This window comes from Rubritalea sp., assembly GCF_051252225.1.
GTDB lineage: Bacteria > Verrucomicrobiota > Verrucomicrobiia > Verrucomicrobiales > Akkermansiaceae > Rubritalea.
Map to the genome: position 1 here is coordinate 181,748 of NZ_JBPOGE010000005.1, position 24,121 is coordinate 205,868.

Below are 24,121 nucleotides of genomic sequence, written 5' to 3' on the forward strand. Positions count from 1 at the left end.
AATAACTTCGCGCTACGGATCAATAATTTATAAAGAACAAGCCAGACCAATAATGAAATTTTCACTTATACCTATTGTGGTTTTATATGCTCTGGCAACAGTGGCTCAAGCTCAACAGAGAACTGAACAACCCAATGTGGTCATACTCTATGCAGATGACATGGGAGTGGGTGATGTCTCCTACGGAGATCCTGCGGCTAAGATTCAAACACCGAATATTGACCGTCTGGCAAGTCAGGGGATGACTTTTACTGATGGGCATAGCTCGTCTGGGATTTGCACGCCGAGCCGTTATTCCTTGCTCACGGGGCAGCACCATTGGCGGCGCTTTCACGGAATTGTGAATGCGTTTGAACCATCGGTTTTTAAGCCCGGTGAATTTACCATTGCTCGGATGTTCCAGGAGCAGGGCTATGCGACTGGAGCTTTTGGTAAATGGCACCTGGGCTGGGATTGGGATGCCATTCGTAAGCCTGGGGTGAAGGCAAAGGATCCAAAGGCTGAATCCTACGATTGGTCCAAGCCGTTTCCTGGAGGTCCAATCGACCAAGGATTTGATTACTACTTTGGCGATGGTACCATCAATTTCCCTCCGTATTGCTGGATTGAAAATGACCGCTTTCTGACGATCCCGACGAAGCCAGTGATCAAATCCAAGCCACTCGCTGGTGGTGGAGGATTTAGAAAAGGACCGATGGCTGAGGGCTGGAACCCTTATGAAATTTTACCGACAGTCACAGACAAGACAGTGAAGTGGATTGGAGAGCAGAGCGCAGAGAAGCCCTTTTTTGCTTATCTCGCATTTAACTCACCGCATTACCCGATTGTTCCTAACAAAGAATTCCACGGTAAATCGAAGGCGGGCTACTATGGTGACTTCGTAGTCGAGACCGATGCAATGGTCGGCAAGGTGTTAGATGCTCTGGAGAAGAAGGGCTTGGCAGAAAATACCATCGTTATTTTTACTGCTGATAATGGGACCGAGAACCATGCTTTTGAACGACTCGAGAAATTTGATCAATGGAGTTCAGGTGACTTTCGAGGGTTGAAGCATGACCTTTATGAAGGTGGCCACAGGGTGCCGTTTATTGTGAGTTGGCCTAGTCAGATCAAAGCGGGTTCTCGCTCGGATGAAGTGGTGAGTCAGGTGGATTTTGCTGCGACCTTTGCCGAGATCACTGGATACGATCTTAGCAATGAGAATGCGATCGACAGTTATAACATTCTGCCAGTATTGAAAGGTGAAGGCTACTCTAGTCCGCTGCGCGCTGCGACGGTGCAGAATACGAATAAGGGTAAATATGCGCTACGCCAAGGAGACTGGGTGTTTATAAATACTCAGACAGGAGCCATGAGGCCGGAACCTAAGGCATACCTTGAGCATTTTGGTTTGCAGACGTTTGCCAAAGACTCTCCAGGATTGTTGTTTAATCTTAAAGACGATCCACGACAGACGAAAAATCTGTATAATGAGCAGCCTGAGAGAGTATCTGCGATGAACGCTTTACTACAGAGCTATACTGATGGTGAACGCTGTGCACCGGTGAGGAATTAGCTCTATGCTTTTATCTCTGTCCTTTGCCGTATTTAAGGATGATTTCAGTGCGTGAATGGATCTGTAGCTTGCCGTAGATTTTTCTGATATGGCTGCGCACTGTGTCGAGGCTGACATTTAATGCATCTGCGATTTCTTTATAGAGCATGCCCTTGATAAGGTGGTCGAGAACATCCTGTTCACGTGGGGTGAGGCTTTCCTCAGGCTCGGGTTGGGTAGGCCGCTGGTGGAAGAAGCTCACAACCTGTCGGGCAATGTGCGGAGACATCGGCGATCCGCCGTTCTTGGCGTCTTGGATTGCTTGGGCAATCTCTTTGGGCGGAGTACGTTTTAATAGGTAGCCACAGGCGCCTGCTTTGAGGGCATCAAAGATGAGGTCGTCTTCTTCGTACATGGTGAGTACAATGCACAAGACTGATGGGCACAATTGCTTGAGTTGGGTGATGCACTCGATGCCATTCTCTCCAGGTAAATTGATGTCTACGAGCGCGACAGCGGGTGGGTCCTTAGGGATTTCTTTCAGTGCTTCTTCAGTGCTGCCATAGGTAGCTCGAAAATCGACTGCAACTCCAGGTAAGTTAAAGAATTTTTCTAAGGCCTGAGCGTAGGGGATACTGTCTTCGATTAAGACGATAGGTGTAGGTGTGCTCATGAGAGGGTTAATTTCATTTCAACTGTTGTGCCACCAGTTTCATTTGTTGACCAGTAACAAGTTCCGTTAACGGACTTGAGGCGTTGGTCCATATTTCTGAGGCCATCTTGACCGGGTATAGATGATTGGTGGGTGAAGCCACGGCCATTGTCGGCTACGGAGATGATGAATTGCTTATCTTCATAGCGCAGGCTGACCATCACCTCAGTAGCTTCAGCGTGCTTAATAATGTTCTGTAAGGATTCTTTGAAGGCTAGGGCTACTTCATGCCTGGTGCCAGCTCTCAGCGGGATATTTGGCCATGTGTTTGGACTATCAACCCTGTAGGTGACTCCCAAGGGAGCAAGATAACTGTCGATATATTGAATCAGGTAGGTCGCCAGAGCTGGGAGTTTGTCATTACGTGGGTTGACCGTCCAGACCGCTTCGTCGAGCGCATTGATCGCATCGCGCGTGAAGCCAGATAAAGATGTTAGATCTTTGTGGGCTGCCGGCGGTAGCTCATGTTCCATGGAGAAAACATCGTGCAGGACGGTGAGTTGAGCTAGGCGAGCTCCGACATCGTCATGCATGTTTCTGGCAATGCGTGAGCGCTCATCGGAAAGAGCAGTTTGTGCCTTCAGTCGCTTGATCTTTAGTTGTCCAAAATAATAGGAAGAAGCAATACCAAGGAGCAGGGTCATGCATCCCAATAGCCAGAGGAATGCGGGTGTCTGGGTGAATCTAGCTTTCACCGAAAAGGGCAGGGTCATGATGGAGCTGTCCCAAGTGCCGTCACTATGCGCGGCCTGTAGTTCTAGTTCAAATGCACCGGCTGGCGGGCAGGGGATTTCGAGTTCTAAGGAGTTAGCGTGTTGCCAATCTCTGTCGCTGCCTCTGAGTCTCCATCGATAGAGAGTATCGAATGGTCTGCCTATCTGAGGTATGTCTAGATGAAAGCTAATACGTTGGACATCTGGAGGAATGCTCAGAGGGTCTTCTGTTTCTAGTTTCTGCTCATCTACCATTACTGAGACAAGGTGTGGAGTGCGTGTTTCATAGACCTCCAGCTCGGCGAGCATGGGAGCTTGTGTCGATTCATTCTCGCTTGAGATTCTGATATAGCGTCCGCGAAATTTTCCTTCACCGTCTTTAGCCCGTAATATGTCAACAGCTCCCATTGGCGGGAATGAACCGTCTGGACGATTGAATATCTGCCAGCTTGGAGGTGCTCCCGATTGAGGGTTTTCCTCGTAAATTTTTATCCACATTTTACCGAAACGTTTTAGCCCGTGGATATCTCCACGCTGGCGTAAACCTAGATGATCGATTTGTCTCTGTTTCCCTAAATCGATCTCAAAATAAAAATCTTCGGTAGGAGTTCCTTTGTTGGGGTGGGCTAAGGTGGATGGCCAGCCATCAGTAAGAGCCCCAGGTAGCATTGCTTTCTCCAACTTTCGGTACGTACTGTAAAGAGGATGGGTGGCAGTCACTGGGCAGCCGAGAGCTACATTCGTGGAGGTCGAGATGACTTCAGCGCGGAATTCTGTCAGCACGAAATTGCCATCTTGCGCCCAGGCCATGATAGGAACGTTAGGTAATTCTATCGTTTTATCAAAGTGGGGTATTGAGCGGAGTACTGGAAATGTGTTGATCCGAAAACCAGTGACCGACACTCCAGGAAAGCGTGTACTGATACGATAGATTTCATCTGGAATAAGGCCAGTTATCGTGTAGGATACCTCTTCAGCCATGAGCCGATCGCCTTCATGTTTTGTGAGTTTGGATGTAGCGGCACTGAAATTCAGCAGAGGTAGAGGTTCCCATGAACCGTCTTGGCTAGGTGTCTCGTCAGTCGTATAACTCAAACTAAAAGATGCGAATGAGGCGTGGGGGCGACCTGACATGAAGTGTAGCGATAGTTCGATAAAGTCTGCCTGAATGGGGTTTTCAGCCGTGAATATAATCCATTGCGGTGATTTAAAATTACCACCAACGCTCCAGCCGGTGGAAGAATCACTCTGACCATTTATCGTGTCCTTTAAGCGAGATGGCTTCCCAGAATGGAATGAGGCTTCCACTTTGGAAAAGAGGACTGGAGTTCGAGCCCTAGCCAGAGGGGAAGAGTAATACAGCGCTACCAGAATCAAGCATAGCACAGTGAGGTGTTTTCTGAATAGTCGCATTGGGGTTCAAGGAAGGTAGCGCTTTTTTCATCGTGCCGTCAATCAATGCTCGATGAGCTCAGTATCACATCTTCATGCGATAGCGGGACGTCTGAATTTAAGGTATTAAATTTTTCCACTGATACCTCCTGACTTTTTCTTGGAGTGTCAAGAATCACTATAAAACAAATCCCTAACATAAAAATATGAAGACACTATACACAACTTTATCTGCCGGACTATTCCTTACGGGTATCGCGCAGGCCGCATTAACTCTTGACTCCATTACTAACAACTCCGGTATCGATGATTCTACGGGAGTAGATTTCTCCGGACAATCTGTCACGAGTTCGATCGACAACTGGGGGCGTAATGACGTATTCACAAATGCCGATTTGACCAGCACGACAATTACCCTTTCTGGCAATCAGGCGTTTCTTGGGACTACCATTACCAATACTGATTTTACCGGAGCGACTTTCAATATTACAACGTGGTTATCCGGCTCACTTCAACGCTTTAATACGTTCCGAAATGCAACTGGCAGTGGAGCGTCCTTTGTCGATACGGCATGGAATATCACGCTGTCATCGGCGGATGCGTTCAACAATTCCGAGTTTTTCGATGGGACTGGCACTTTTTCGAATATGGACTTTTCAGGAGCCGCGTTCAGCTTTGACATCACTAGCTCAGATGCAGCAACTCAGACAGCAGCTGTCGGTGTGATCGTTGCCAACCTTGGTGATACCGGCGCTTCTTATGATACTGCCTTCTTGACTAACAATTTCGCAGCATTTGGATATGGTGATGAGGCAGCGCTTGGCTCAGCTTTGACAAGTGCTGGTTGGCAGGCTGCGGCAGTTCCTGAGCCATCTTCTGTTGCGCTACTTGGCCTTGGCGGTCTTAGCCTCATGCTTCGCCGTCGTCGCTAGTACTGGACTTAGAATCATTATTTGATTTAAATCTAATCAGCGGATACCTCGATAATGAGGTGTCCGCTTTTTTTATGGGTGAGCCTACTCGTAGTTAGGGAGAATGAGTTAATTACTGAATGACTTAGCTATTATTTTACGCAAGTATCGACTTTGAAGATAGGATCGCTAAAAACGCACGTAAGTGTTAGCTACCAATATATTCCTTGTTAGAAACACAACGCCAAAAAATAGATGAAGATCAAACCATTACTTATCGCATTCTTAACAACTTCGCTTTTCAGTATAGCTGCAGAAGAAGTAGCTGTAGAGGTAGTTTTAACTCCTGAGTCAGCTCCGAAACAAACAGTGCTCGTCACAGGAGCGAATCGTGGTCTTGGCCTAGAACTCAGTAAGCAATTTGCTGCAGATGGCTATCATGTCATTGGGACAGCACGCTCTCCTGAAAAGGCTACAGAGTTGCAAGAGGTTGCAGATGAAGTGCTGGCACTCGATGTGACATCTGATGAAAGCATCAAGGGGCTGTCTGCTGCGCTCAAGGGGCAAACCGTTGATATTCTCGTGCATAATGCGGGCTATTTCGGTCCGACACAGGGTTTGGGTAGTGGTAGGGAGAAATCTGCGTCTCTCAAGACACTTACGAGGGGCGAAGTACTTGATTGCTTCGCCGTCAACGCAGCTGGACCAATCTTTGTAACACAAGGTCTCCTGCCTAACCTTAATGCCTCCAAGCAGGCCAAGGTAATTATCATCTCAAGTCGTTCAGGAATCATGAATCAGAGCAGAAGCGCTGGTGCCTACGGCTATCGCATGAGCAAGACCGCAGCTAATCGTGCGATGAGTATCATGTCGGTAGATAAAGCTCTCGGTAATGCCATCGTTGTTTCTGTAGCTCCTGGCCATAACCAAACAGACATGGGGGGGAATCGAGCCAAGCTCACACCTGAAGTGAGCATGAAACATGTTAAAGGGTTAATTGAAGGTCTTACAAAAGAGCAAGATGGACGCTTTTGGTATTACAATGGTGAGGAACTCCCTTGGTAAATACTTAGATGTACAGAGTGACTCTCATCCTCTTCTAGCTAAATACAGGCCAGAGGAATGATGATTGAAGTGTCTTTTTTCGAACATTACGCCTCCACTGTAGACGCACTGTTTAGATGTCGACAGGTCTGAAAGAACTACAGAATCCGGGAAGTAGAGAATAATCCTATTCACTTACGGTCTGGCTTTCGCCTATAGTGCACTTCAATTCAGTTTCAACTTCCCATGAAAAAATTACTACTTTTTGTACTCACTCTATTTTTAACATGCTCAGTCTATGGACAAAAGAGCAGCAAAGAGGCTAGAGAAAAGTACAGTTGGACTCTGGGCTACAAACCTGACGAAACGATCGAGTTTTATTCGCCGAAGCCTGACCTCGATCTGAAGCTTCATGTATTCTTGCCAGATGGCCACAAGGCGAGTGATAAGCGCTCGTGTGTAGTTTTTTTCTTTGGAGGAGGATGGTCCAGTGGGGGGCCTGAGCAATTTTATGGGATTAGTAAGTATTTCGCCTCCCGAGGGATGGTGGCTATTTCTGCTCAATACCGCACAAAAAAACAGCAGGCTAGCCCGAAAGAATGTGTAGAGGACGGCCGCGAGGCTATCCGCTACGTGCGTGAGCATGCTGCTGAGCTAGGAGTGGATCCTAATCGCATAGCCGCTGGTGGTGGATCTGCTGGTGGTCATGTGGCTGCAGCCGTTGCTATGTGTCCCACTATTGACGCTAATCCCGAGAGTTCTGTTTCCAGCCTACCTAATGCTCTCATCCTTTTTAATCCAGTATATCACAATGGCCCTGAAGGATACGGACATGATAAGGTGAAAGATTACTGGCAGGAAATATCCCCTTATCATAATATTCGAGCAGGTCTTCCTCCTACAATTGTGTTCTTTGGTTCTGATGACCATTGTATCAAAGTTCCTTTGATCAATGACTTTCAAACTGCCATGGAAGAATCTGGGAATCAGTCTGCTACGCATATTTATGAGAATGAAAAGCATGGCTTCTTTCACATTTCCAAAGGTGGGAGAGCTATGTTTGAAGATGTGCTTACTAAGGTCGATGCTTTCCTAGTTCAGCAAAATTACCTAACTGGAGAGTGTGACGTTAAGGAATGGACTGCAGCTGCGATTAAGAAGTTTCAAGCGAGAAGACCTACCAAGTAATGGCAAGATTGGCTAAATTACTGTTCATCTTCCCGTTCCTTTGGTGTGAGCTTATGAAGTATTAGTGATTAATTGCGTGGGTTTAGGTGATGTATTACGTGTCTTATGTTGAGACGTGATATAAGGGCTTTTCTCTTCTCGTAGAGAGAATATTAATCTTTAATCTCTCAGATTGGCTAATGCGTCACTCTGAATTTCATATAAAACTGAGAGTGAACAGCTCAATGTTTCAAGACCACAAGATCAACCCACGCAAGAACAGACCTACTTCCTATGATTAAGACCCTACTCGTTTCATGTTTAGCCATTAGTTCCGTTTCGGCCAAAAAGATCTCAGGAACTGACTGGGAAAAGACTAGTTCAGCTGAGTTAGAAAAGCTGGCAAAACCTCTGAGCCCTGAGGAGGCAATCGAGGCAATTGAAGTACCTAAGGGCTATAAGCTCGAGTTAGTCACATCTGAACCCACTATTACCGAGCCCGTCGATTGTGTCTGGGATGCCAATGGGGACATGTATGTTATTGAGATGACAACGTACATGCAAGATGCTGACGCGACTGGGCAATACGATAAGACCAGTAGGGTGATGAAGTTGGTGGATACCGACGGAGATGGTAAGATTGATAAGTCCACGGTGTTTGCCGACGGCTTGTTACTACCGCGTATGATCTTGCCGCTCGATGATAGGATTCTTATCTGTGAAACCGATACTCTAGATATTTACGCCTATCGTGACACCAATGGGGACGGAAAAGCTGATGAGAAGAAAATCTGGTTTGAGGGAGGAGCTCGTAAAGGCAACTTAGAACACCAAGCGAGTGGCTTGATCTGGAATCTGGATAATTGGATTTACCTTACCAAAGGAGACGAGCGTTTTAGAATAGTAGATGGTGAAGTAGTCGTCGACAAAAGAGGTAATATCACGACTCAATGGGGCTTAGATCACGATGATGATGGAAATATCTCCTCTGGATATTCTGGAGCAGAAAAAAGTTTTCAGTATTTTCAGAATCCTATCGTGTATACAAAGAGTCAATTTCCCAATGAGCTTGAGAAAAACTTTAATAGCGTGTGGCCGATTGATAATATCCCAGACACCCAAGGTGCCCGCCGTCGTTTGCGTGAGGACAATACACTTAATCACATGACAGGGGCTTGTGGTCATGGGGTTTACCGAGGTGAACTGATGCCAGATTTTTATGGGAACTATGTTTTAGCTGAACCAGTAGGGCGCTTGGTGCGCATGGCAAAAGTCGATACCTCACAAGGTTTCCGCCAAATGCAAAACGCCTATCCTGAGTCCGAGTTCATTCGCTCGGCAGATGCTAACTTCAGGCCAGTGAATATCAAAACTGGACCAGATGGAGCACTTTACATCGTCGATATGTACCGAGGCATTATCCAAGAAGGTCACTGGACTCAGAAAGGCTCCTACTTACGCGATGTGATCGATAAGTATGGCATGGGCGATACGGTGAAGAATGGACGTATTTACCGTATGGTTCCTGAGAACTATAACAAAAAATTCACTCCGCCTAGGATGTTAGAAAAGAAATCATCTGAGCTCATTCCTTATCTAGGGAGTACGAATGGTTGGATGCGAAGCACGGCGAGAAAAGTCATCATCTTACGCAACGAAAAGAGCATTGTTCCTCAGTTGAAAGCAGCTCTTGATAAGTCGAATGACACACAGGAGAAGATCGAGATTTTATGGACACTAGAAGGCTTGCAAGCGCTGGACCCTGAGTTTGTTTTCCCATTGATTCGCTCAAAAGATTCTAGATTCGCAACGCATGCTCTGCGTGTTTCAGATCCATGGCTACAGGAAGGCAATAGTGAACTTCTCGACTGGTATGAGAAAATTTATAGTCACTCGACTTCGCCGGAGCTATTGACACAAGCAGTATTGAGCATGAAGACATTTGGTCCGAAAGATGTCGCTGAGCCGTACCTCGTGAAGTTTAACGAAAAGCATAAGAAGACTCAAGTTGTCGAACACCATCTAAAGCAGTGGTCACGTGAGCAGAAGGCTAAGCAGGATGCCATGGATCGAGCTAACGCTCTCAAGGGTAAAGGCCCTCTCTTTGAAAAAATCATGACAGCAGGGGAAAAGCATTACGCTTCGCTTTGTTTTGCTTGTCACGGAGCTGAAGGTGAGGGCGCACCGATGGCTGGTACTGATACGACCTTGGCACCAGCATTGGCTGACTCACCTCGTGTACTTGGGGATAAAGACACTTTGATTAAAATTGTACTGCACGGCCTCACTGGACCAATCGATGGGAAAACCTACCCAGGAGCGATGGAGTCCTTAGCCGCTCAAGATGACCAATACCTCGCGGAAGTTCTCTCATACATCCGTAACTCATGGGGTAATAAGGCGGATATTATTAGTAGTAAAGAAGTGGGTAAAACACGCAGAGCTAACCGCAAGCGTAAGACGCCATGGACAATGGAAGAACTGACTAAATAAAAATTCGTCTATTCTTAGTGACTGTAGATCATACGGGCAGAGCATTTCGTTATGAAATGACTCTGCTCTTTTGCTGATAATCATTTTCAATATTGATGATGATTTATTGAAAGAGGGGCTGCCGTGATGGAGTAGATAGTGATCGGTAAGAGGCCGCCGCTACAGGACGGGCTGATACCCATGATCCTTTGGATTAATGAAGGCTATCCTTCTACCTTCGCGTACTCATTTTACCGTAAAACCATAATGAAATAGCTCAGAAGCATTGTAATTCTGAAAAATCCTCAAACCGACATCATGCGTAAAACCACCCAGTCTTTAATTCTAGCCCTCTCTTTAGCTCAGCAGGCTACTCTTTTCGCAGCTTCTGAAAATTCGCCCAATAGCAAAACTACGGCAGATGAGGTGAAGGCTAATTCACGTAGCTACGGCTATGCGACCTGGGTGAATGGCTTTCGTAAAAATGCTGATGATAAGTCGCCAGACCTTCTTAGTTTTGAAACCGGATACTATGATCTAGTACTTAACCTTGGAGATCTAACAAAGACCGAGTTTAGTAGGCACGAAGGCAGTGACTATGCGACAAGTATCCATTCGGATGGTAGTGAGAAGCGATTGGCTCCGGCAGAGCTCTTGATACAGGTCGCTAGAGAAGGGAGGATCTACACGGCAAGCCATTGCCTTACGGGGTCAATGGGGAATACCAAGCGTCTCGAGGATACGCTGATGTGGGAGTCCGGTCGCTATTTTCAGCATTTTGATCTTCAGCATCTAGTGCTCGAAGACAGCGAAGGGAATAGTCTGTATTGTGACGCGAAACTTGAAGTCGCCTCATGGCCGAGCTCTCTTACTCTGACAGCGGAAATTACCCCTGAGCTACCATTTCTTGACGGTCCCACAATCGGGGTTAGCGGGAGAGGTCTCACCGTTGTAGAAAAACCTCAGCAGCTTGAGGGCTCTGGTGTTGCTGATTTTTCAAATTTCACACTCGAGACCTGGGTGAATGTACCCCGGATCCCAACGAAACCGAATGATGGTTGGATTCTGAGTAAAAATGGGAGCCAAGACACTGACGGACACATCGGCTTTCACATGCGTGGTAATCGGATTGACGCCGTGATGAACATTGGAGGAGGTCACCTAAATCGTCATCGTATTAGCGAGGCTGGTCATAAGCGTTTTGATTTCGATGGATGGCATCAACTCGTTATCACTTATGATGGTGAGACCATGCACTACTATGTCGATGGCTATCTCCAGAGCAACAAGAAGATCAAAAATGTACGTAAGGCTGGAAGTGAGCCAATTACATTGTGTAAACTAAAAGGTTCTAAGACTAAGACTGTATACGGAGCGTTCGATCAAATCCGTGTATGGGACAGAGTCCTGACAGAGCAAGAAATCAGAGACCAAAGTAAGCAGCCGGAAAAGGTGGCTAACAGAAGCGGTCTCCAATTTGAGAAAACATTTGATACTGCGAATGATCCACAATTGGTTTCCAGTCCTTGGCGTGATGTCACTTCACGTATTCAGTTTATCACTAAAGATGAGAAGTTTGAGGCTCGCTCTGAGAGTACCAAAGAATGGAAAATGGGAGAGACCCACAGTGCTACTTTGAGTTGTGATTTCTCGAAGGGTGTAGTAACTAATAAGTCGCTGACCATAGATGTGCATACTGGTGATGGACAGACGATCAATGCCGCCTTCAATCCAGAGTGGAACTGCCATCTTGCTGAGGTGAAAAAGCTGAAACGTAGTTGGAAGTCTGGTTACACAGATATCCGTGACTATGATGAATTCACTCTAGAGATCGAAAATAAGAATAAGAGCGCGAGTGAAGTTCCTTTTGTGCTCTACCTACGTAATGTGGCGAACATCACGGGTCTTGTCCCTCTTCTTTGTTACGAAGACGGCACGCCTACTGGTATCCCAGTTCAGTTGAGTAAGAACTGGCATGAACCGAATCTCGGCTCCTACATGCGTGCCTGTGCGATGTTGCCTGCAACGCCTGGTAAACAGAGCTATAAGTTACGTATCGCTTACGGGTTTTATGGCAGCTTGCCTTCGGCATCACACGCTCAACTGTCATTGATCGGTTATGGTGGCAACAGCCGCTGGGATCAGTTGGCGATCGGCTGCTGGGGTGAAACCATTTGTTTCGATGTCGACCGTAGTTTAGTTGATGTGGCAGTCACTGACGTGCGCATGTTAATGGCGCGGCAGGGTGCTGAAGGAAAGAAATGGAGCTGGACTGAAGCTGGCTGGGGAGGCGACTGGCTGCGTGTGGATGATGCTAAGGGGAATAGACACCACCCGAATGAATTGAAGACAGCCTATCTCGCTCATGGACCATGTCTAACCGATGCGCGTTATGCGGGTCATTACGGAACTCAAAAGGAAATTGGCTTCAAGGCAAAGGTGCAAACCCTGCGCACCGACGACTACGCCCGAACTTTCCAGAAGTTCCATTATACCTTTGATAAGGAAAGCACAGCGAAGGAGTCTTGGTTATTCAAAATGGGGCGTACTTACCACTATGCCACGCCAAAGTTGGCCTACGGAAATAACGCGGGGTTGATTAAAGACATGGAAGTTCCTACGAGTTTGAAGAAAGGAGACTCGCTCGTTGAGAAAATAAAATTAGAAGGTTCTGCTCCTTGGTGGGTAAGTTTTCCTGGAGCAAAACCTGCGAACGAAACAGGTAAGGGCAATGGCTATCGAGCACTAGTGATTCGGAGTTATCGCGCATCCTTTGGTGGAAAGGTTTACACTCAACCTAGCATTACCTCTCCTGTGTATCAGGTGAACGAAGATGGCAGCATCAGTCTCGACCTATTACTCACAGCTCCTGCTGGTGTCGAAAAGTTCCTGCCCGGTGACACTCTCGATATGGATCTCGAATGGGTGACTCTGCACCGTGAGGCCGATGACTATTACGGGCCGAACGGAATGTACCGTAAGCATCTCGAAGGAAATCCAAATTCTTGGAAAACCATCTACCGCGAAGCTGTCGGCAATGATCTGGAAATCGAGGTTAAAGGCGGAAAATTACTCAGAAATTACCCGATAGAGATTGAAACTGATTCCACTGAAGTCAGTGTCCAGATCAAGGGTGGTGTTGGCTACGTGCCGATTCGTTTCGACGGGCTCGCCTCAGCAACTGGATACACTCTGTACCAAGTAGTTGAAGGGGAATCGGTCAAACTCGACCAAGCAGTCCATGGTAATGATTTTTGGCAGACTGACTACGACGCGGCGAGCAAGAGCTATAGTCGAGTGTACAATTTACCACTCGACGGCTTAGAAAGCTCAGAGTGGGTGCTCAAGAAAGACGCTCAGTAGTGTTGCACTGAGCGCTGCTAATACTAGAAGGCTGTGGGCGCTGAAGAAGCGCCAACTTTGCTAAAGTGAGTGTTTCTAACTCCTTGCCCTGCTCATCAAGCAAACGAAATACGACCTGTAGTTCTTCCTTGGGTTTACTGAATGTGAGCTCTCCGAATGCCCATGTATTTCCTGGGTAGCCGAAAATCTGATCTTTCTTGTTCTTACCAATAGCATTTGGTCCGGGAACACCACCGAGTGTGCCGACTTCAAGTTCATGGATTTTTTTGCCATTCGGGCGTGGAATCGCAAAGCCTCGCGCACCGTGTCGGTCACCAGAAAGAAGGAGGACGAGCGAATCTTGCTTTTGGTCAATCATCTTGAAAATCTCTTCTCTGCCTTCTGTATCCCAAGTTCCCCAACTGTCTTTTCCGTTAGAAATATAGTCGCTCCACATAGTGCCGCTGCTGATGATAATGCACTCGGCGTCAGAGCTCTGAACCTGCTGCTTCAGCCAGGTCATTTGTGATTCTCCCAAGAAGCAGTTGAGCTTCCCTCGTTGGTCGTTTTCACGGCAGGAACGGGTGTCTAGCGCGATGTAGTGGATTGGACCCACGCGAGTTTGGAAATAGATTCCTTCACGTTCGGTGTCCCTCTCTGGGTTGTTCCAATGGTTTTTCCACGCATTGCGCAGGCCGATGACATCGATGGGCTTTTTGTTCTTGGTGAATTTACCTGATGTGTCATTCCCCCAATAATCGTGATCGTCCCAAGTGGCAGAGACGGGAACGTTAGCTGAAAATTCCTTCCATGTGGGTGAAAGGTTGCGCAGTAGGTAGTCGGTTTCGATGAGTTTGAAGTCGTCTTTCCTGCCGTCTACAGCGGAATCGCCAATGAGGAACATCATTCTATTGCCGCGCTCGCGCACCTGTTGCATCAGAGCTGGTTGGTAGAGTCCAATTTTATGGAAGTCTCCACCGAAGGCTATACGGAAAGGTTTGTCTGAGAACTCAACAGGGGCTGTGACGAAGCTCCCTTTTCCTAGTTCGTTCTGCTTTGAGTCGATGACAGAATAGGTGTAGCTCGTGTCCGGTGTGAGGTCAGTACAGTTGACGGAGTGGATGCTATCGGATTGTTTTGAGCTGAAATGGATAGGGGAGTCACTCGATTTTGGAGTTACTACCACTTTGACCGTGTCAGGTTCTGGTAGCTGGAGCCAAATCGCTATGCTAGTGGATGTGAGGTTGCCAAGTAATGGACCGCCGATGCTGTGGCGGTTAAACTTACGGCATACCTTTGCCATCTCTTGTTCAGGCATGGCTCCAGTTAGAGCTGCTCGACCGGCTGTATAAAACTCCTGAACTTCCTTTGGTTGGGTGCCGAACTGGTTCATGATACGTAGATCGATTTCCAGCGTTCCCTTGTGTGCGTCACCTAGTGAAACAAAGATGGAGTCAGATGGTTTTCCAGCCTGAGCTGTGAGCATTCCGCCAATACTAAAGGCTGCCAAATGAAGGAATTCTCTGCGCGGAAGGTCGCTGTTACTATGCATTTAGTTATTTACTCGTTTCTGAGTTCAGAAAAGACATTGCCCGTTGGTTTTTCTGGAAGCGTAGCAATCCATACAGAGAGCTTCTTCTGAAGCTTTTCGACGGTAGCTGCGTCTTCTTTGACGAGGTTGTTTTTCTCAAGTGGATCAGCGACAATATCGTAGAGCTCGATATAGGATTGGTCTTTATTGGTCAGAAGTTTCCATTGCTCAGAGACGACGACGTAGCTCGCCCAATGTTCAGATTTTGTGGGGTCACTAAATCCATTGGTTGATTTCCAGAAGAGGTCTTTGCTGCGTGTGGTAGAAGGTTTTCCATAGAGAGCTTCTACTTGAGAAATGCCGTCAGGCTTGTAGTTCTTGCCCATCTCAGCACCAGCGACACTACAAAGGGTTGGGAGCAGGTCGACAGCTGAGAATAGAGTGTCATTATCCACCACGTTGGCTGGGACCTTGTTTGGCCAACGTACGAGGAATGGCACGTTGATGCCACCTTCATAGAGTGAGGCCTTATACCCTTTACGTCCACCCGTGAGGCCTTTTGCTGCACCAGTATCAAACCCTGCACCTGTAGCTGAGTCATACATTAAGCCTGGTTCTTTGGGAGACTTTGATCGCGCTGGACCATTGTCAGATGTGAAAACGACGAGCGTGTTTTCAGCTAGCCCGAGATCGTCCAGAGCATCGAGTACCTGACCGATACGTTCATCGGCATAGGCGAGTGTGGCTGCGTAGATGCTATCACCGTCATCTTTTAGTTCTGGGAACATCTGGCGGTATTTTGGAATCACGTGGAAGGGCGTGTGTGGTTCATGAATCCAGAGGTTGATGAAAAACGGGCTGTTAGAAGCCTTGGCTTTTTCCATGAACGCAATGGTTCTGCGGGCATCGTGGTCGTATGGCATTTGTTCGCCTGAGCAATTGAATGCACCATATTCGTCATAGCCGTACTCCGATGGTGACGGGGAATCTGGAATCATGTTGTTAGCGAGGTGCCATTTGCCAAAATGAGCAGTTTTATAACCTGCAGTCTGAAGCATTCTCGGCAGCATGGGAGCCGCTGTATCTACCCAGTCAGGCATTCCTCTTTGTTCATTGTTAGGAACCCAAGCGAAATGGCCGTCGACATTATGTCTAGCAGGGAAGTGGCCTGTCATGACTGCAGTGCGACTTGGTGAGCAAACGCCACTCGCTACGGTAAAGCGGGTGAAGTCAGTTCCTTCTTCCGCTAGACGGTCGATGTTTGGTGTTTTCACATAAGGGTGGCCATGACAACTGAGATCTTCCCAGCCCCAGTCATCGGCAAAGATGAAAAGGATGTTAGGCTTGGATTCTGCTGCTTGGCTCCCTTGAACAAAGGCTAAGAGAGTAACAGAACTTAAAGCCAATATTGCAGTTAGAGTTTTTTTGAGACGCATGAGTTTACGTTGAGGTATGTTGTGTAGGTGATGTGTTTCATTAACTAACAAGCTCAGGGATGATGCCTGTACTATGGCTAAATTGATTTATATTTACATTGGCTTGCTGCATGAGAGTAAGCCAGTAATTCGCCAGTGGAGTGTCTTGCTTCGGAAGCTTAATATGGCTTCCGTGTTTGATGTTTTGGCCACCACCACCAGTGAGCAAGGCTGGGACATTTTTAAGTTCGTGACCTGAACGTAGATTACTACCGTAACTCACGATACAGTTATCATAGAGTCTACTTCCATCGACATCTTGAGCGGATTTTAGACGGTCAATAAAGTGGGCAAAGAGCTCCATGCATTTCCTGTCTCGCTCTTCTGACGCTTTGCGTCGTTCAGCGGAGAAACCATAATGGCTCAAAGAGTGGGCTTTAAGGGCAAATTCCATACCGGTAAGTACTGAGCACACAGGCTGGCGGTAGCTCATAACACGCGTGGAATCTGTCTGCATGGAGATGATCATCATGTCATACATAAGCTTAATCTCTTCTTCGCCTAATAGGTCCACTCCAGGAACTTCGTATGGGGCTTCAGGCTTTGGAATACTTGCCCATTTCGCTTGGCGCTCTAAATCGAGTTCAATTTGGCGCAAGCTATCAAAGTATTCACCGAGCTTCTCTTGGTCGTTTTTGCTGAGCTTTCGCTTCATGCTCGATCCATCAATGTTCACAATGTCCAAGACGCTTTGTTTATTCGCGAGTAGGTGTTCTAACTCTTCTCTTGATTCTTGGTTGTTCGCGAAGATTTTATGATAGAGCTCGATAGGGGTGTTGAGTCCAGGAATCGGTTTTCCAGCGGCATCCCATGAAAGTGAGAGACCATTGCCATGCCCTGAATTCTGCAGTCCGTCTGGTTCTTTTGCTGAGAGAACGAGTGATGAAAATCGAGTTTGGGTACCGAGCTGTTGGGCTGCTAACTGGTCACAGGAAATGGAGTTGTAGAAGCGCTTGCCAGGGGTGCCTTGGACGTTGGCGCCTGTAAGGTAGGACGTACTTCCTCCGTGTGGATTGGTCGCCCCAAGATTACTCATATTAGAGACCATCGTGAAGTCGTTAGAATGGCGTGCGAGTGGCTCAAGTCCTTGGGTTAGGCCAATGTCTGAAAATCGCCCAGCTTCGGTGGGGAAGAAGGTTTGTTTGGTAAAGCCGAATCCTCCACCAAGGAAAATCATGCGTTTTGGGGCCACGGACTGGGTTAATGTCTTTGCGGATGCAAAGCTCTCCAGAAACGGCAGACCAAGGATGAATCCGCTGGCACTTCGAATAAACGAGCGACGAGTTACTGAATTAGTGTAATATGGGTTCATAATATGGGTCTTTATTTTGATCTGAAGAGAGGGCTTGAGATGATTCGATAGATCATAGCTTGCAGTCTAAAATCATCTTCCAAGCAATCAACGGTGAGTTTCTGAATGGCAGTATCATCTGAGAATTCGATATCTCTGCCGATTCCATAAGAAGTCATCGATTCGATGAATTCTCTTGCGAGTCTATGTTTCTGGGTTCCTAGTAATTTTTTAAGTTCATCGATACCGTCAAAAGTGATTCCACTCACCAGTGTTCCGCCCGATTCGATGTCCTGTTCACTCTTACCAACCTTTTCACGAGTTCTAAATCGGCCTATGGCATCGTAGTTTTCCATACCGAATCCGATGGGGTCAATGCGGTTATGACAAGAAGCACACTGGGTTTGGCTTTGGTGTAATTTGACCATCTCGCGGTTGGATAGCGGTTTCTTTACCGTTGATCCTAGTTCAGGGACATTCGGCGGAGGCGGAGGTGGTGGGTCGTTTAAGATTTTATCTAAAACTAAGGTTCCACGGATTACTGGAGATGACCTTTCACCGTTAGAGCCCATTGTTAGGAATGCTGTTTGTGTGAGAAATCCACCACGCTTTGAGTTCTTTTGTAGGCGTACTTTTTGGAAGTCATCTGACTTTACTCCAGGTATTCCATAGTATTGGCCGAGATGCCGATTGATTACGGCAAAATTGGAATGGATAATGTTCTCGATAGGTAAGTTCTCCTTCACCAGCACTTTGAAGAATTCGTAAACCTCTTGGGTCGCAGATGCTTGAACTCCATTGTTGTATTGGAAGAAATTCTGAGAATCTACGGAGATTGCGTGGAAGCGATCAATTTCCGCCCATTGACCAATAAAGCCTCGGAAAAAGTTATCAGCTTTGCGGTCGGCGAGCATACGAACCACCTGCTCCTTCAGCACTACGCTATGGAGGGTCCCTGATTCAGCGAGCTTATAGAGTTCTTCATCAGGTGGACTACTCCAGAGGAAGTAGGCAAGGCGTATGACGAATTCTTTGGCTGTGATCGAATTGTTCGTAGGTGCTTCTTGAATATAGAGAAAGTTTGGAGACGTGAGCACGACTCCTAGAGTCTTACTCATGGCCTCTTCGTATCGATCACCCTCACTCATTTTTTGCTCAAAGTAATCGACCAATTTATTGATGTATGAAGTCTCGGGCTCTATGTGACGAAATGCTTGGTAGGCAAATTCTTTAATTAATTCTCTGGCCTTTTTGGGGCCAGAGAGGTCCTTGCCTTCTTTCGCAATGAGCTCACCAAAGAAATTGGTTTTCGACGGGTAAAATGGACCTTCGACCTCGATTTTATCGATATAGATTGAGGCGAAGTCCGTCTTGTCACCTATCTTTTTTTGATAGGACTTGAACTTAGCGCTATAGCCTAAATATGGGGAGCATTCGTAAATGTGAACTGCATTTCTATGGTCGTCAGAAAAGAGTGTGGGAGTGGTAAGAAAGGGAAGAATGGAAGGGTTCGCTTCAGTCCCTGTTACTTTCATTACTTTGTGTTCAGAATGGCTACGTGTTCTAGCATACAAAAACTTCCTTTCCTCTGGGACACCAGCGACTGCTCCAGCGTGAATTTTTAAGCGGTAGGCTGCACGAGGGTCTATTCTATCCATGTGGACGACTGCTTCATCCGTCTCACGCAGGCCATTGAAGAGATACAAGCCATTATTACGGCCGTTGAGTCTGTCTAAGTATTGCTCTACCGGACCATTACGCCCTTCATAGCGTTGGACAAAAAGGCGCTTTTCCACTTCATCTTTAAAGCCAGCTTCTTTCCAAGTTTTTCCTTCAGCTAAGAGCTGCTTTTGCTTTCTTGCCTTCGCAAGATTACTCTCCATCCTTTTGATCCAACTTTTCCCAGGATGGTGGGTAGTGCTGCGTGGCTCTTGGTAAGGTTTAGCCGACCATTTGAGTCCTTCTTTAGCGACTTTTGTTCCGAGCTCGTAGTAGCGTCCAAAATTGATTGAACTGAAATATTGTGCACTGCCCGCGGTATCGAAACTCTCAGATTCTGAGTCTTCAGGAAGTGCGTCTTCTGAAATATGAATTCCGAAGAGGTCGCGAATAGAATTCACATACTCACGTCGGTTAAGGTGTCTCATGGTGATATCTCCACCACTTGCAGTAAGGCGCTTTCTTGCGGTTGTGAGGGTCTTAGTAAGCGTGTTGAGTACCTCGAGCAGTTCTTCTTTCTCTGGTTGAGGCTTTTCCTCTGGAGGCATCTCGTTGGCATTCAGGACATCGAGAATATCCTGCCAGTGCTGAGCTTTGTCGTTGGTCGATATTGACCAACTAATGTCGTCAAAGCGGAGTTGGCCTTTTTGTTTTTCAGGGCCGTGGCAGTTGATGCAGTGCTTCTCGAGAAAGGGTTGGATGTGCTTTGTTGGCACAATCGTTGCCTGGGTAGTTTCAGCATGAGAAATACCAATACTCATTATCGTCATTACAATGAAGGTAAATGACTGATAGAGTGTTTGTTGGAACTTGGAGATCATTGGTGCAGTTATCTATAAATCATTAGGCTATCGGGGGTAATATGTTTTTTATGCTTGTAGGCCTAGTCTTAAAGCTAAGTTATTATACGGTGAATAGGTGAGATACCTATTGTAATAATACGACAAATGGACTTCTAAAATATGACAGTGTGAGTGTGGCCGCCATAGATTGGTTGGTCCATTTACTGGTCGGCACATCGGGCGAGAAAATCACTATGAGACCGAGTATGATCTATAACTGAGGGAGTTAGGATAGGTAGAGCGAGCTTACTATGGATTATTTTTTAATTGCATCCATTGGTCCCATTTCCTCTCCATCGCTTTTAATTTTTCAGGGTTCTGAGTGGTGAGATTGTTGAGTTCGGTCGGGTCGTCAGCGAGGTTGTATAGTTCCCATGAAGTTTGTTCGCTCTTTGACATCTCGCTGACTAATTTCCAATCTCCTACGCGCACTGCTTTTGTCCCTCTATGCTCCCAAGCTAAGTAGGGGTGCTGTATTTGTTCGTTACCTCTGAGTGTTGGTAAGAAGGAAATACCATTTGGATGCTTGAGCTTTATATCACGAATTTCAGTGGGGTATTCCGCACCGGTGATCTCCATAAATGTGGGGACAAAGTCGATGAGGTGACAGACATGATTAGAGAAGCTGCCCGCTTGGGTTACTCCAGGCCAGCTGAGGATCATCGGTGCACGTGTGCCTCCTTCGTGGCTTGAAGACTTGAATAGTCTGAACGGGGTGTTTGAGGCGTTAGCCCAGCCTTTTCCAACTGATCGATAGCCTTCAACTGGGCCTGCAGGGATCCCGGGATCGGTATTTGGCGGCTCTGCGCAAGCTCCGTTATCTGATATAAAAATGATGATCGTATTCTCGTATTGGCCGGATTCTTTTAGTTTAGCGATCACTTTGCCTATACCTTGGTCCATTCGGTCAATTATGGCAGCGTAGACAGCCATGAGATGCGCTTCTGTTTCTTGGTCCTTTTTAGAGAGGCTAGACCATTATTTCACCTTACTATCGCGGGGTGAGAGCGTGAATTTCTCATCGATAACTCCCATTTCTAGCATCCGATCGAAGCGAGACTCTCTGAGCTTATCCCAGCCGCCTGTATAAGTGTCCTCATACTTTGCGATATCTTCAGGCCAAGCATGGAGTGGATAGTGTGGTGCGGTGTATGCTAGATAGAGAACGAATGGGTTCTTTTCATTCTTATATTCTTCGATGCGCTCTACCGCGTAATCGGTGAAGGCGTCGGTCGTGTAAAAGTTTTTATCTTCAGGGGGGTAGCCACCTTCAATCAGCTGGTCCTCGATTCCCCAGAGACGCGCTTTGTCTCCCATCGTCATTTTTCTTCCTGGCTTGCCTTCACCGTGACGCGCTTCGAGACCTGGGTTCCAGAAATTACAACAGCCGTCAACGAGTCCAAAGTAGCGATCAAATCCGAAATCAGTAGGCATTGGGCCTTGATGCCATTTACCAGTCATCAGTGTGCGATAACCGATTGGTTTGAGTATTTCGGCAAAGCTAGCACCGTTTTCTTGGCGACCTAGATGTGAGAATTGGCCGGTTAATAATGCGGCGCGAGAGGGACCGCATTTGGCATCTGTGTATAAGTTGCGAAAGCGCATGCCCTCTGCTGCTAGCTGATCGATATTCGGTGTGGCGATCTCCCCCCCGAAACAACCAATATCTGAATAACCCATGTCATCCGCCATAATGATGAGGATGTTAGGTTTCTCGGTGCAGTGAGAAAAAGTGCTGATAGCTATGAGGAGAAGGGAGGTGAGGGTGTATTTCATGGATGATTTGTAATCTAATAATACAGTGGACTCTTGTATTTGCTTTCAGTGGATAAGAAAAAGCCTCGAAGGAACGAATCCCAACGAGGCATGCTTAAAACAGATGTTATAAAGGAAATAGATTAGCGACGACGGCGCAGGATGAGCGCGATGCCACCAAGGCCGAGGAGAGCCGTGGAGGATGGTTCTGGGACGGATGCAGTAGACACGAGGTCAAAACCGTTGATACCAATCCAAGTTCCAGAATTTTGTGTGTAAGTGATGTCGAGATTACCCGATCCATCACTTGTCACGTCAAAGCTGTAAGCATTGGTAGTTTCTGGAGTGAAGCCTCCCACACCACCGGCCTCATCGAAAGCGAACGGCGATGTTGCTGTCTCGGATGCTGTTGGTGTCTGATCTACTATGAAAGTTCCTGACTGATCGTGGGTATCAAAATGATAAGAGGTGAAGACATATGTTGTATTCGCAGCGAGACCAGTGAGGCTTAGTTGTAATCTGTCGCCACCATTAATACCACCACTTGTGGTTCTGATGTCAGTACCCACCCAGGTATTCCAGAACTCGCCGTAGCCAGCAGTATCAGTACGAGAAAATGATTGCTTGGTGGCATCAGTAGTTGCATCGAGCCAGCTAAAAGACACTCCGACATCGTAGGTGCCGCCTAAGCCAGCAAATGAGGTGCCATTGTATGTTTGGGTTGCACCAGAAGTAGCGCTTTCATGGGGGGTGCCGTAGGCTTGATAGTTTACGTCAGCACCATTAGGACCAATGCCTGCGGTAGGTGATGTGCTACCGGCATTGATGTAGAGTGCAGCTTGGCTGATGCCAGCGGTTGCGAGAAGAGAGGTTAAAATTACGGAGGTTTTCATAATCATATTGTTGGGTTTTTGTGTGTTTTAAATGAGTTATATAATCCTTAGAATTAAGGATCGTTTTGCGATTTGCTGCAATAGTGGATCGCGACAAGATATTTTTTAAAATACGACACAATATCTAGGGTGTGGACCTCATTGGTAGTTTAGTGAGGTGCTGGATCTATACAAAACGACTAGCCGGACTTGGGATGCCTTGCTTTTGGTTGATCTTTTTTGGGTGTTTGGACCTGTCACAATTGAGGTGAGTTATTTACGGCTGATGTGGAAACTTTTAAAATCGGCTGGAAAGAAAAAGCCCCGCCGGAACGAATTCCGACGAGGCACACATATGAAAAAAAGTAGGTCCTAGTGTGTACTAGCGACGGCGGCGCAGGATGAGCGCGATGCCACCGAGGCCGAGGAGGGCTGTGGAAGATGGTTCTGGGACGGCGGCGACAAGAGTATAGGTATATGTTTCATCTAGGCTTGCGTCGTTTACTAGATTGACAGGGGCAATGTTAACACCTGTTAAGTCTGATGCTAAACCGAAGTTAGTTGTAAGATAAATGCCTTCATTTCCTCCTCCAGCAAAGTCTCCATACGCTTCGTAATCAATGGTGAGAGTGACTTCGCCTGTGGCGTCATTTTCTTCAATTTGGATGTACTGAAGATTCAAGAATTCATCTCCAACATTAAAAGAAGTAGCATTGATGAATACTGTTCCTGCGACAATTGAACCTTGATTGTCAACCGATGTAGTTCCTGTCGTGAATGTGTAATCTTGGTCAAGCGCAGAAAAGCCATCTCCTGTAGTAAATATAAATCCATTACCGCTAGCAGCAGTTGTAGCACGTCCCAGGTTTATGGTGTAATCTCCGTCTGTTGATTGCGTGGCTGAGCTGCCTCCAGTGATGTTTTGGCCTGTTCCATCATAGAGTGTATCGAAAAGGATCGGATTGATAGCCCCTGATGCATCGGTAGGAGTTGCTGAGAAATCTTGGTAGTATGTTATCGCTGCTTGACTGAGTGCTGAACTGGCGAGAAGGGCGGTTAGAATTGCGGAGGATTTCATAATCATATTGTTGGTATTTTTTGTGTTGTGTGACTTCACCTAGAAAAGGTTATGTTTATAAGTAGCTATTTTCTGATTTGTTACAATAGCTTGAGGCGACAAGGTTATTAATGAAATGCGACACATGTACTTCATGACTGCATTTTTAATGATTTCTATAAAACGAGGCGAGATATGCGGTAATCAATGCCTTGATTGAGGAAAATGAATGGTAGATGAGGTGGCCTTCTGACGCGTCACAAATGGATAGCTTTTATCTGCGGAAGACTGG

Annotated in this window: 14 protein-coding genes and 1 pseudogene; 6 read left to right on the forward strand and 9 right to left on the reverse strand. The window is 46.8% G+C overall.

The genetic code is table 11. The features are described 5' to 3' along the window. Positions 1-52 precede the first annotated feature (52 nt). A complete protein-coding gene (locus ACSHX2_RS07180; RefSeq protein WP_435691987.1) occupies positions 53-1,555 on the forward strand; it encodes a sulfatase family protein in 1,503 nt (500 codons plus the stop codon). Positions 1,556-1,565: 10 nt separating this feature from the next. Here ACSHX2_RS07180 and ACSHX2_RS07185 read toward each other — a convergent pair whose 3' ends face one another. Beyond that, positions 1,566-2,207, reverse strand: a complete 642-nt coding sequence (locus ACSHX2_RS07185; protein WP_435691989.1) for a response regulator — start codon at positions 2,205-2,207, stop codon at positions 1,566-1,568. Further along, positions 2,204-4,267: an ATP-binding protein gene (locus tag ACSHX2_RS07190; RefSeq protein WP_435691991.1), complete on the reverse strand. Its 2,064-nt coding sequence runs from the start codon at positions 4,265-4,267 to the stop codon at positions 2,204-2,206. Before ACSHX2_RS07190 ends, ACSHX2_RS07185 begins: the two co-directional genes overlap by 4 nt. A gap of 290 nt (positions 4,268-4,557) precedes the next feature. On the opposite strand from ACSHX2_RS07190, the gene ACSHX2_RS07195 reads away from it, so the two are divergent. The 5 genes from ACSHX2_RS07195 (at position 4,558) to ACSHX2_RS07215 (ending at position 13,308) form a co-directional block, all read left to right on the forward strand. Then, complete coding sequence (locus ACSHX2_RS07195; RefSeq protein ID WP_435691993.1) at positions 4,558-5,283, forward strand: PEP-CTERM sorting domain-containing protein; 726 nt, start codon at positions 4,558-4,560, stop codon at positions 5,281-5,283. A 234-nt stretch (positions 5,284-5,517) separates the two neighbouring features. Further along, the gene (locus tag ACSHX2_RS07200) at positions 5,518-6,327 is read left to right on the forward strand and encodes an SDR family oxidoreductase (protein ID WP_435691995.1); all 810 of its coding nucleotides are present in this window, start codon (positions 5,518-5,520) and stop codon (positions 6,325-6,327) included. A gap of 225 nt (positions 6,328-6,552) precedes the next feature. Continuing rightward, positions 6,553-7,494: an alpha/beta hydrolase gene (locus ACSHX2_RS07205; RefSeq protein ID WP_435691997.1), complete on the forward strand. Its 942-nt coding sequence runs from the start codon at positions 6,553-6,555 to the stop codon at positions 7,492-7,494. 273 nt (positions 7,495-7,767) lie between these two features. Then, positions 7,768-9,966 (forward strand): DUF7133 domain-containing protein, encoded by a 2,199-nt coding sequence (locus tag ACSHX2_RS07210; protein WP_435691999.1) that lies wholly within the window; start codon positions 7,768-7,770, stop codon positions 9,964-9,966. Between the two features lie 297 nt (positions 9,967-10,263). Beyond that, positions 10,264-13,308 carry a LamG domain-containing protein gene (locus ACSHX2_RS07215; protein ID WP_435692001.1) on the forward strand — a complete coding sequence of 1,015 codons (3,045 nt, stop codon included), beginning with the start codon at positions 10,264-10,266 and terminating at the stop codon, positions 13,306-13,308. Here ACSHX2_RS07215 and ACSHX2_RS07220 read toward each other — a convergent pair. The 7 genes and pseudogenes from ACSHX2_RS07220 to ACSHX2_RS07250 all read right to left on the reverse strand — a co-directional run bounded on the left by ACSHX2_RS07220 (position 13,289) and on the right by ACSHX2_RS07250 (position 23,850). Continuing rightward, positions 13,289-14,839 carry an alkaline phosphatase D family protein gene (locus ACSHX2_RS07220; RefSeq protein ID WP_435692003.1) on the reverse strand — a complete coding sequence of 517 codons (1,551 nt, stop codon included), beginning with the start codon at positions 14,837-14,839 and terminating at the stop codon, positions 13,289-13,291. The genes ACSHX2_RS07215 and ACSHX2_RS07220 overlap by 20 nt on opposite strands. 8 nt (positions 14,840-14,847) lie before the next feature. Continuing rightward, complete coding sequence (locus ACSHX2_RS07225) at positions 14,848-16,254, reverse strand: sulfatase family protein (protein WP_435692005.1); 1,407 nt, start codon at positions 16,252-16,254, stop codon at positions 14,848-14,850. 40 nt (positions 16,255-16,294) lie between these two features. Beyond that, on the reverse strand, positions 16,295-17,605 hold the full coding sequence (locus ACSHX2_RS07230; protein ID WP_435692007.1) for a DUF1552 domain-containing protein: 1,311 nt from the start codon (positions 17,603-17,605) through the stop codon (positions 16,295-16,297). An 11-nt stretch (positions 17,606-17,616) separates the two neighbouring features. Beyond that, positions 17,617-20,124 (reverse strand): DUF1588 domain-containing protein, encoded by a 2,508-nt coding sequence (locus ACSHX2_RS07235; RefSeq protein WP_435692008.1) that lies wholly within the window; start codon positions 20,122-20,124, stop codon positions 17,617-17,619. Positions 20,125-20,394: 270 nt separating this feature from the next. Further along, positions 20,395-21,921: pseudogene (locus ACSHX2_RS07240) on the reverse strand (arylsulfatase). Between the two features lie 122 nt (positions 21,922-22,043). Continuing rightward, positions 22,044-22,793: a PEP-CTERM sorting domain-containing protein gene (locus tag ACSHX2_RS07245; RefSeq protein ID WP_435692010.1), complete on the reverse strand. Its 750-nt coding sequence runs from the start codon at positions 22,791-22,793 to the stop codon at positions 22,044-22,046. 361 nt (positions 22,794-23,154) lie between these two features. After that, entirely contained in the window at positions 23,155-23,850 is a 696-nt protein-coding gene (locus tag ACSHX2_RS07250; protein ID WP_435692012.1) for a PEP-CTERM sorting domain-containing protein, read from the reverse strand. Positions 23,851-24,121: the final 271 nt, after the last annotated feature.

What these genes read in the sequence shown, in the direction of transcription:
- ACSHX2_RS07230 (WP_435692007.1), bottom strand. Translation starts at nt 17,605, where the DNA reads ATGAACCCATATTACACTAATTCAGTAACTCGTCGCTCGTTTATTCGA.
- ACSHX2_RS07225 (WP_435692005.1), bottom strand. Translation starts at nt 16,254, where the DNA reads ATGCGTCTCAAAAAAACTCTAACTGCAATATTGGCTTTAAGTTCTGTT.
- ACSHX2_RS07250 (WP_435692012.1), bottom strand. Translation starts at nt 23,850, where the DNA reads ATGAAATCCTCCGCAATTCTAACCGCCCTTCTCGCCAGTTCAGCACTC.
- ACSHX2_RS07245 (WP_435692010.1), bottom strand. Translation starts at nt 22,793, where the DNA reads ATGAAAACCTCCGTAATTTTAACCTCTCTTCTCGCAACCGCTGGCATC.
- ACSHX2_RS07185 (WP_435691989.1), bottom strand. Translation starts at nt 2,207, where the DNA reads ATGAGCACACCTACACCTATCGTCTTAATCGAAGACAGTATCCCCTAC.
- ACSHX2_RS07210 (WP_435691999.1), top strand. Translation starts at nt 7,768, where the DNA reads ATGATTAAGACCCTACTCGTTTCATGTTTAGCCATTAGTTCCGTTTCG.
- ACSHX2_RS07180 (WP_435691987.1), top strand. Translation starts at nt 53, where the DNA reads ATGAAATTTTCACTTATACCTATTGTGGTTTTATATGCTCTGGCAACA.
- ACSHX2_RS07220 (WP_435692003.1), bottom strand. Translation starts at nt 14,839, where the DNA reads ATGCATAGTAACAGCGACCTTCCGCGCAGAGAATTCCTTCATTTGGCA.
- ACSHX2_RS07205 (WP_435691997.1), top strand. Translation starts at nt 6,553, where the DNA reads ATGAAAAAATTACTACTTTTTGTACTCACTCTATTTTTAACATGCTCA.
- ACSHX2_RS07195 (WP_435691993.1), top strand. Translation starts at nt 4,558, where the DNA reads ATGAAGACACTATACACAACTTTATCTGCCGGACTATTCCTTACGGGT.
- ACSHX2_RS07200 (WP_435691995.1), top strand. Translation starts at nt 5,518, where the DNA reads ATGAAGATCAAACCATTACTTATCGCATTCTTAACAACTTCGCTTTTC.
- ACSHX2_RS07235 (WP_435692008.1), bottom strand. Translation starts at nt 20,124, where the DNA reads ATGATCTCCAAGTTCCAACAAACACTCTATCAGTCATTTACCTTCATT.
- ACSHX2_RS07215 (WP_435692001.1), top strand. Translation starts at nt 10,264, where the DNA reads ATGCGTAAAACCACCCAGTCTTTAATTCTAGCCCTCTCTTTAGCTCAG.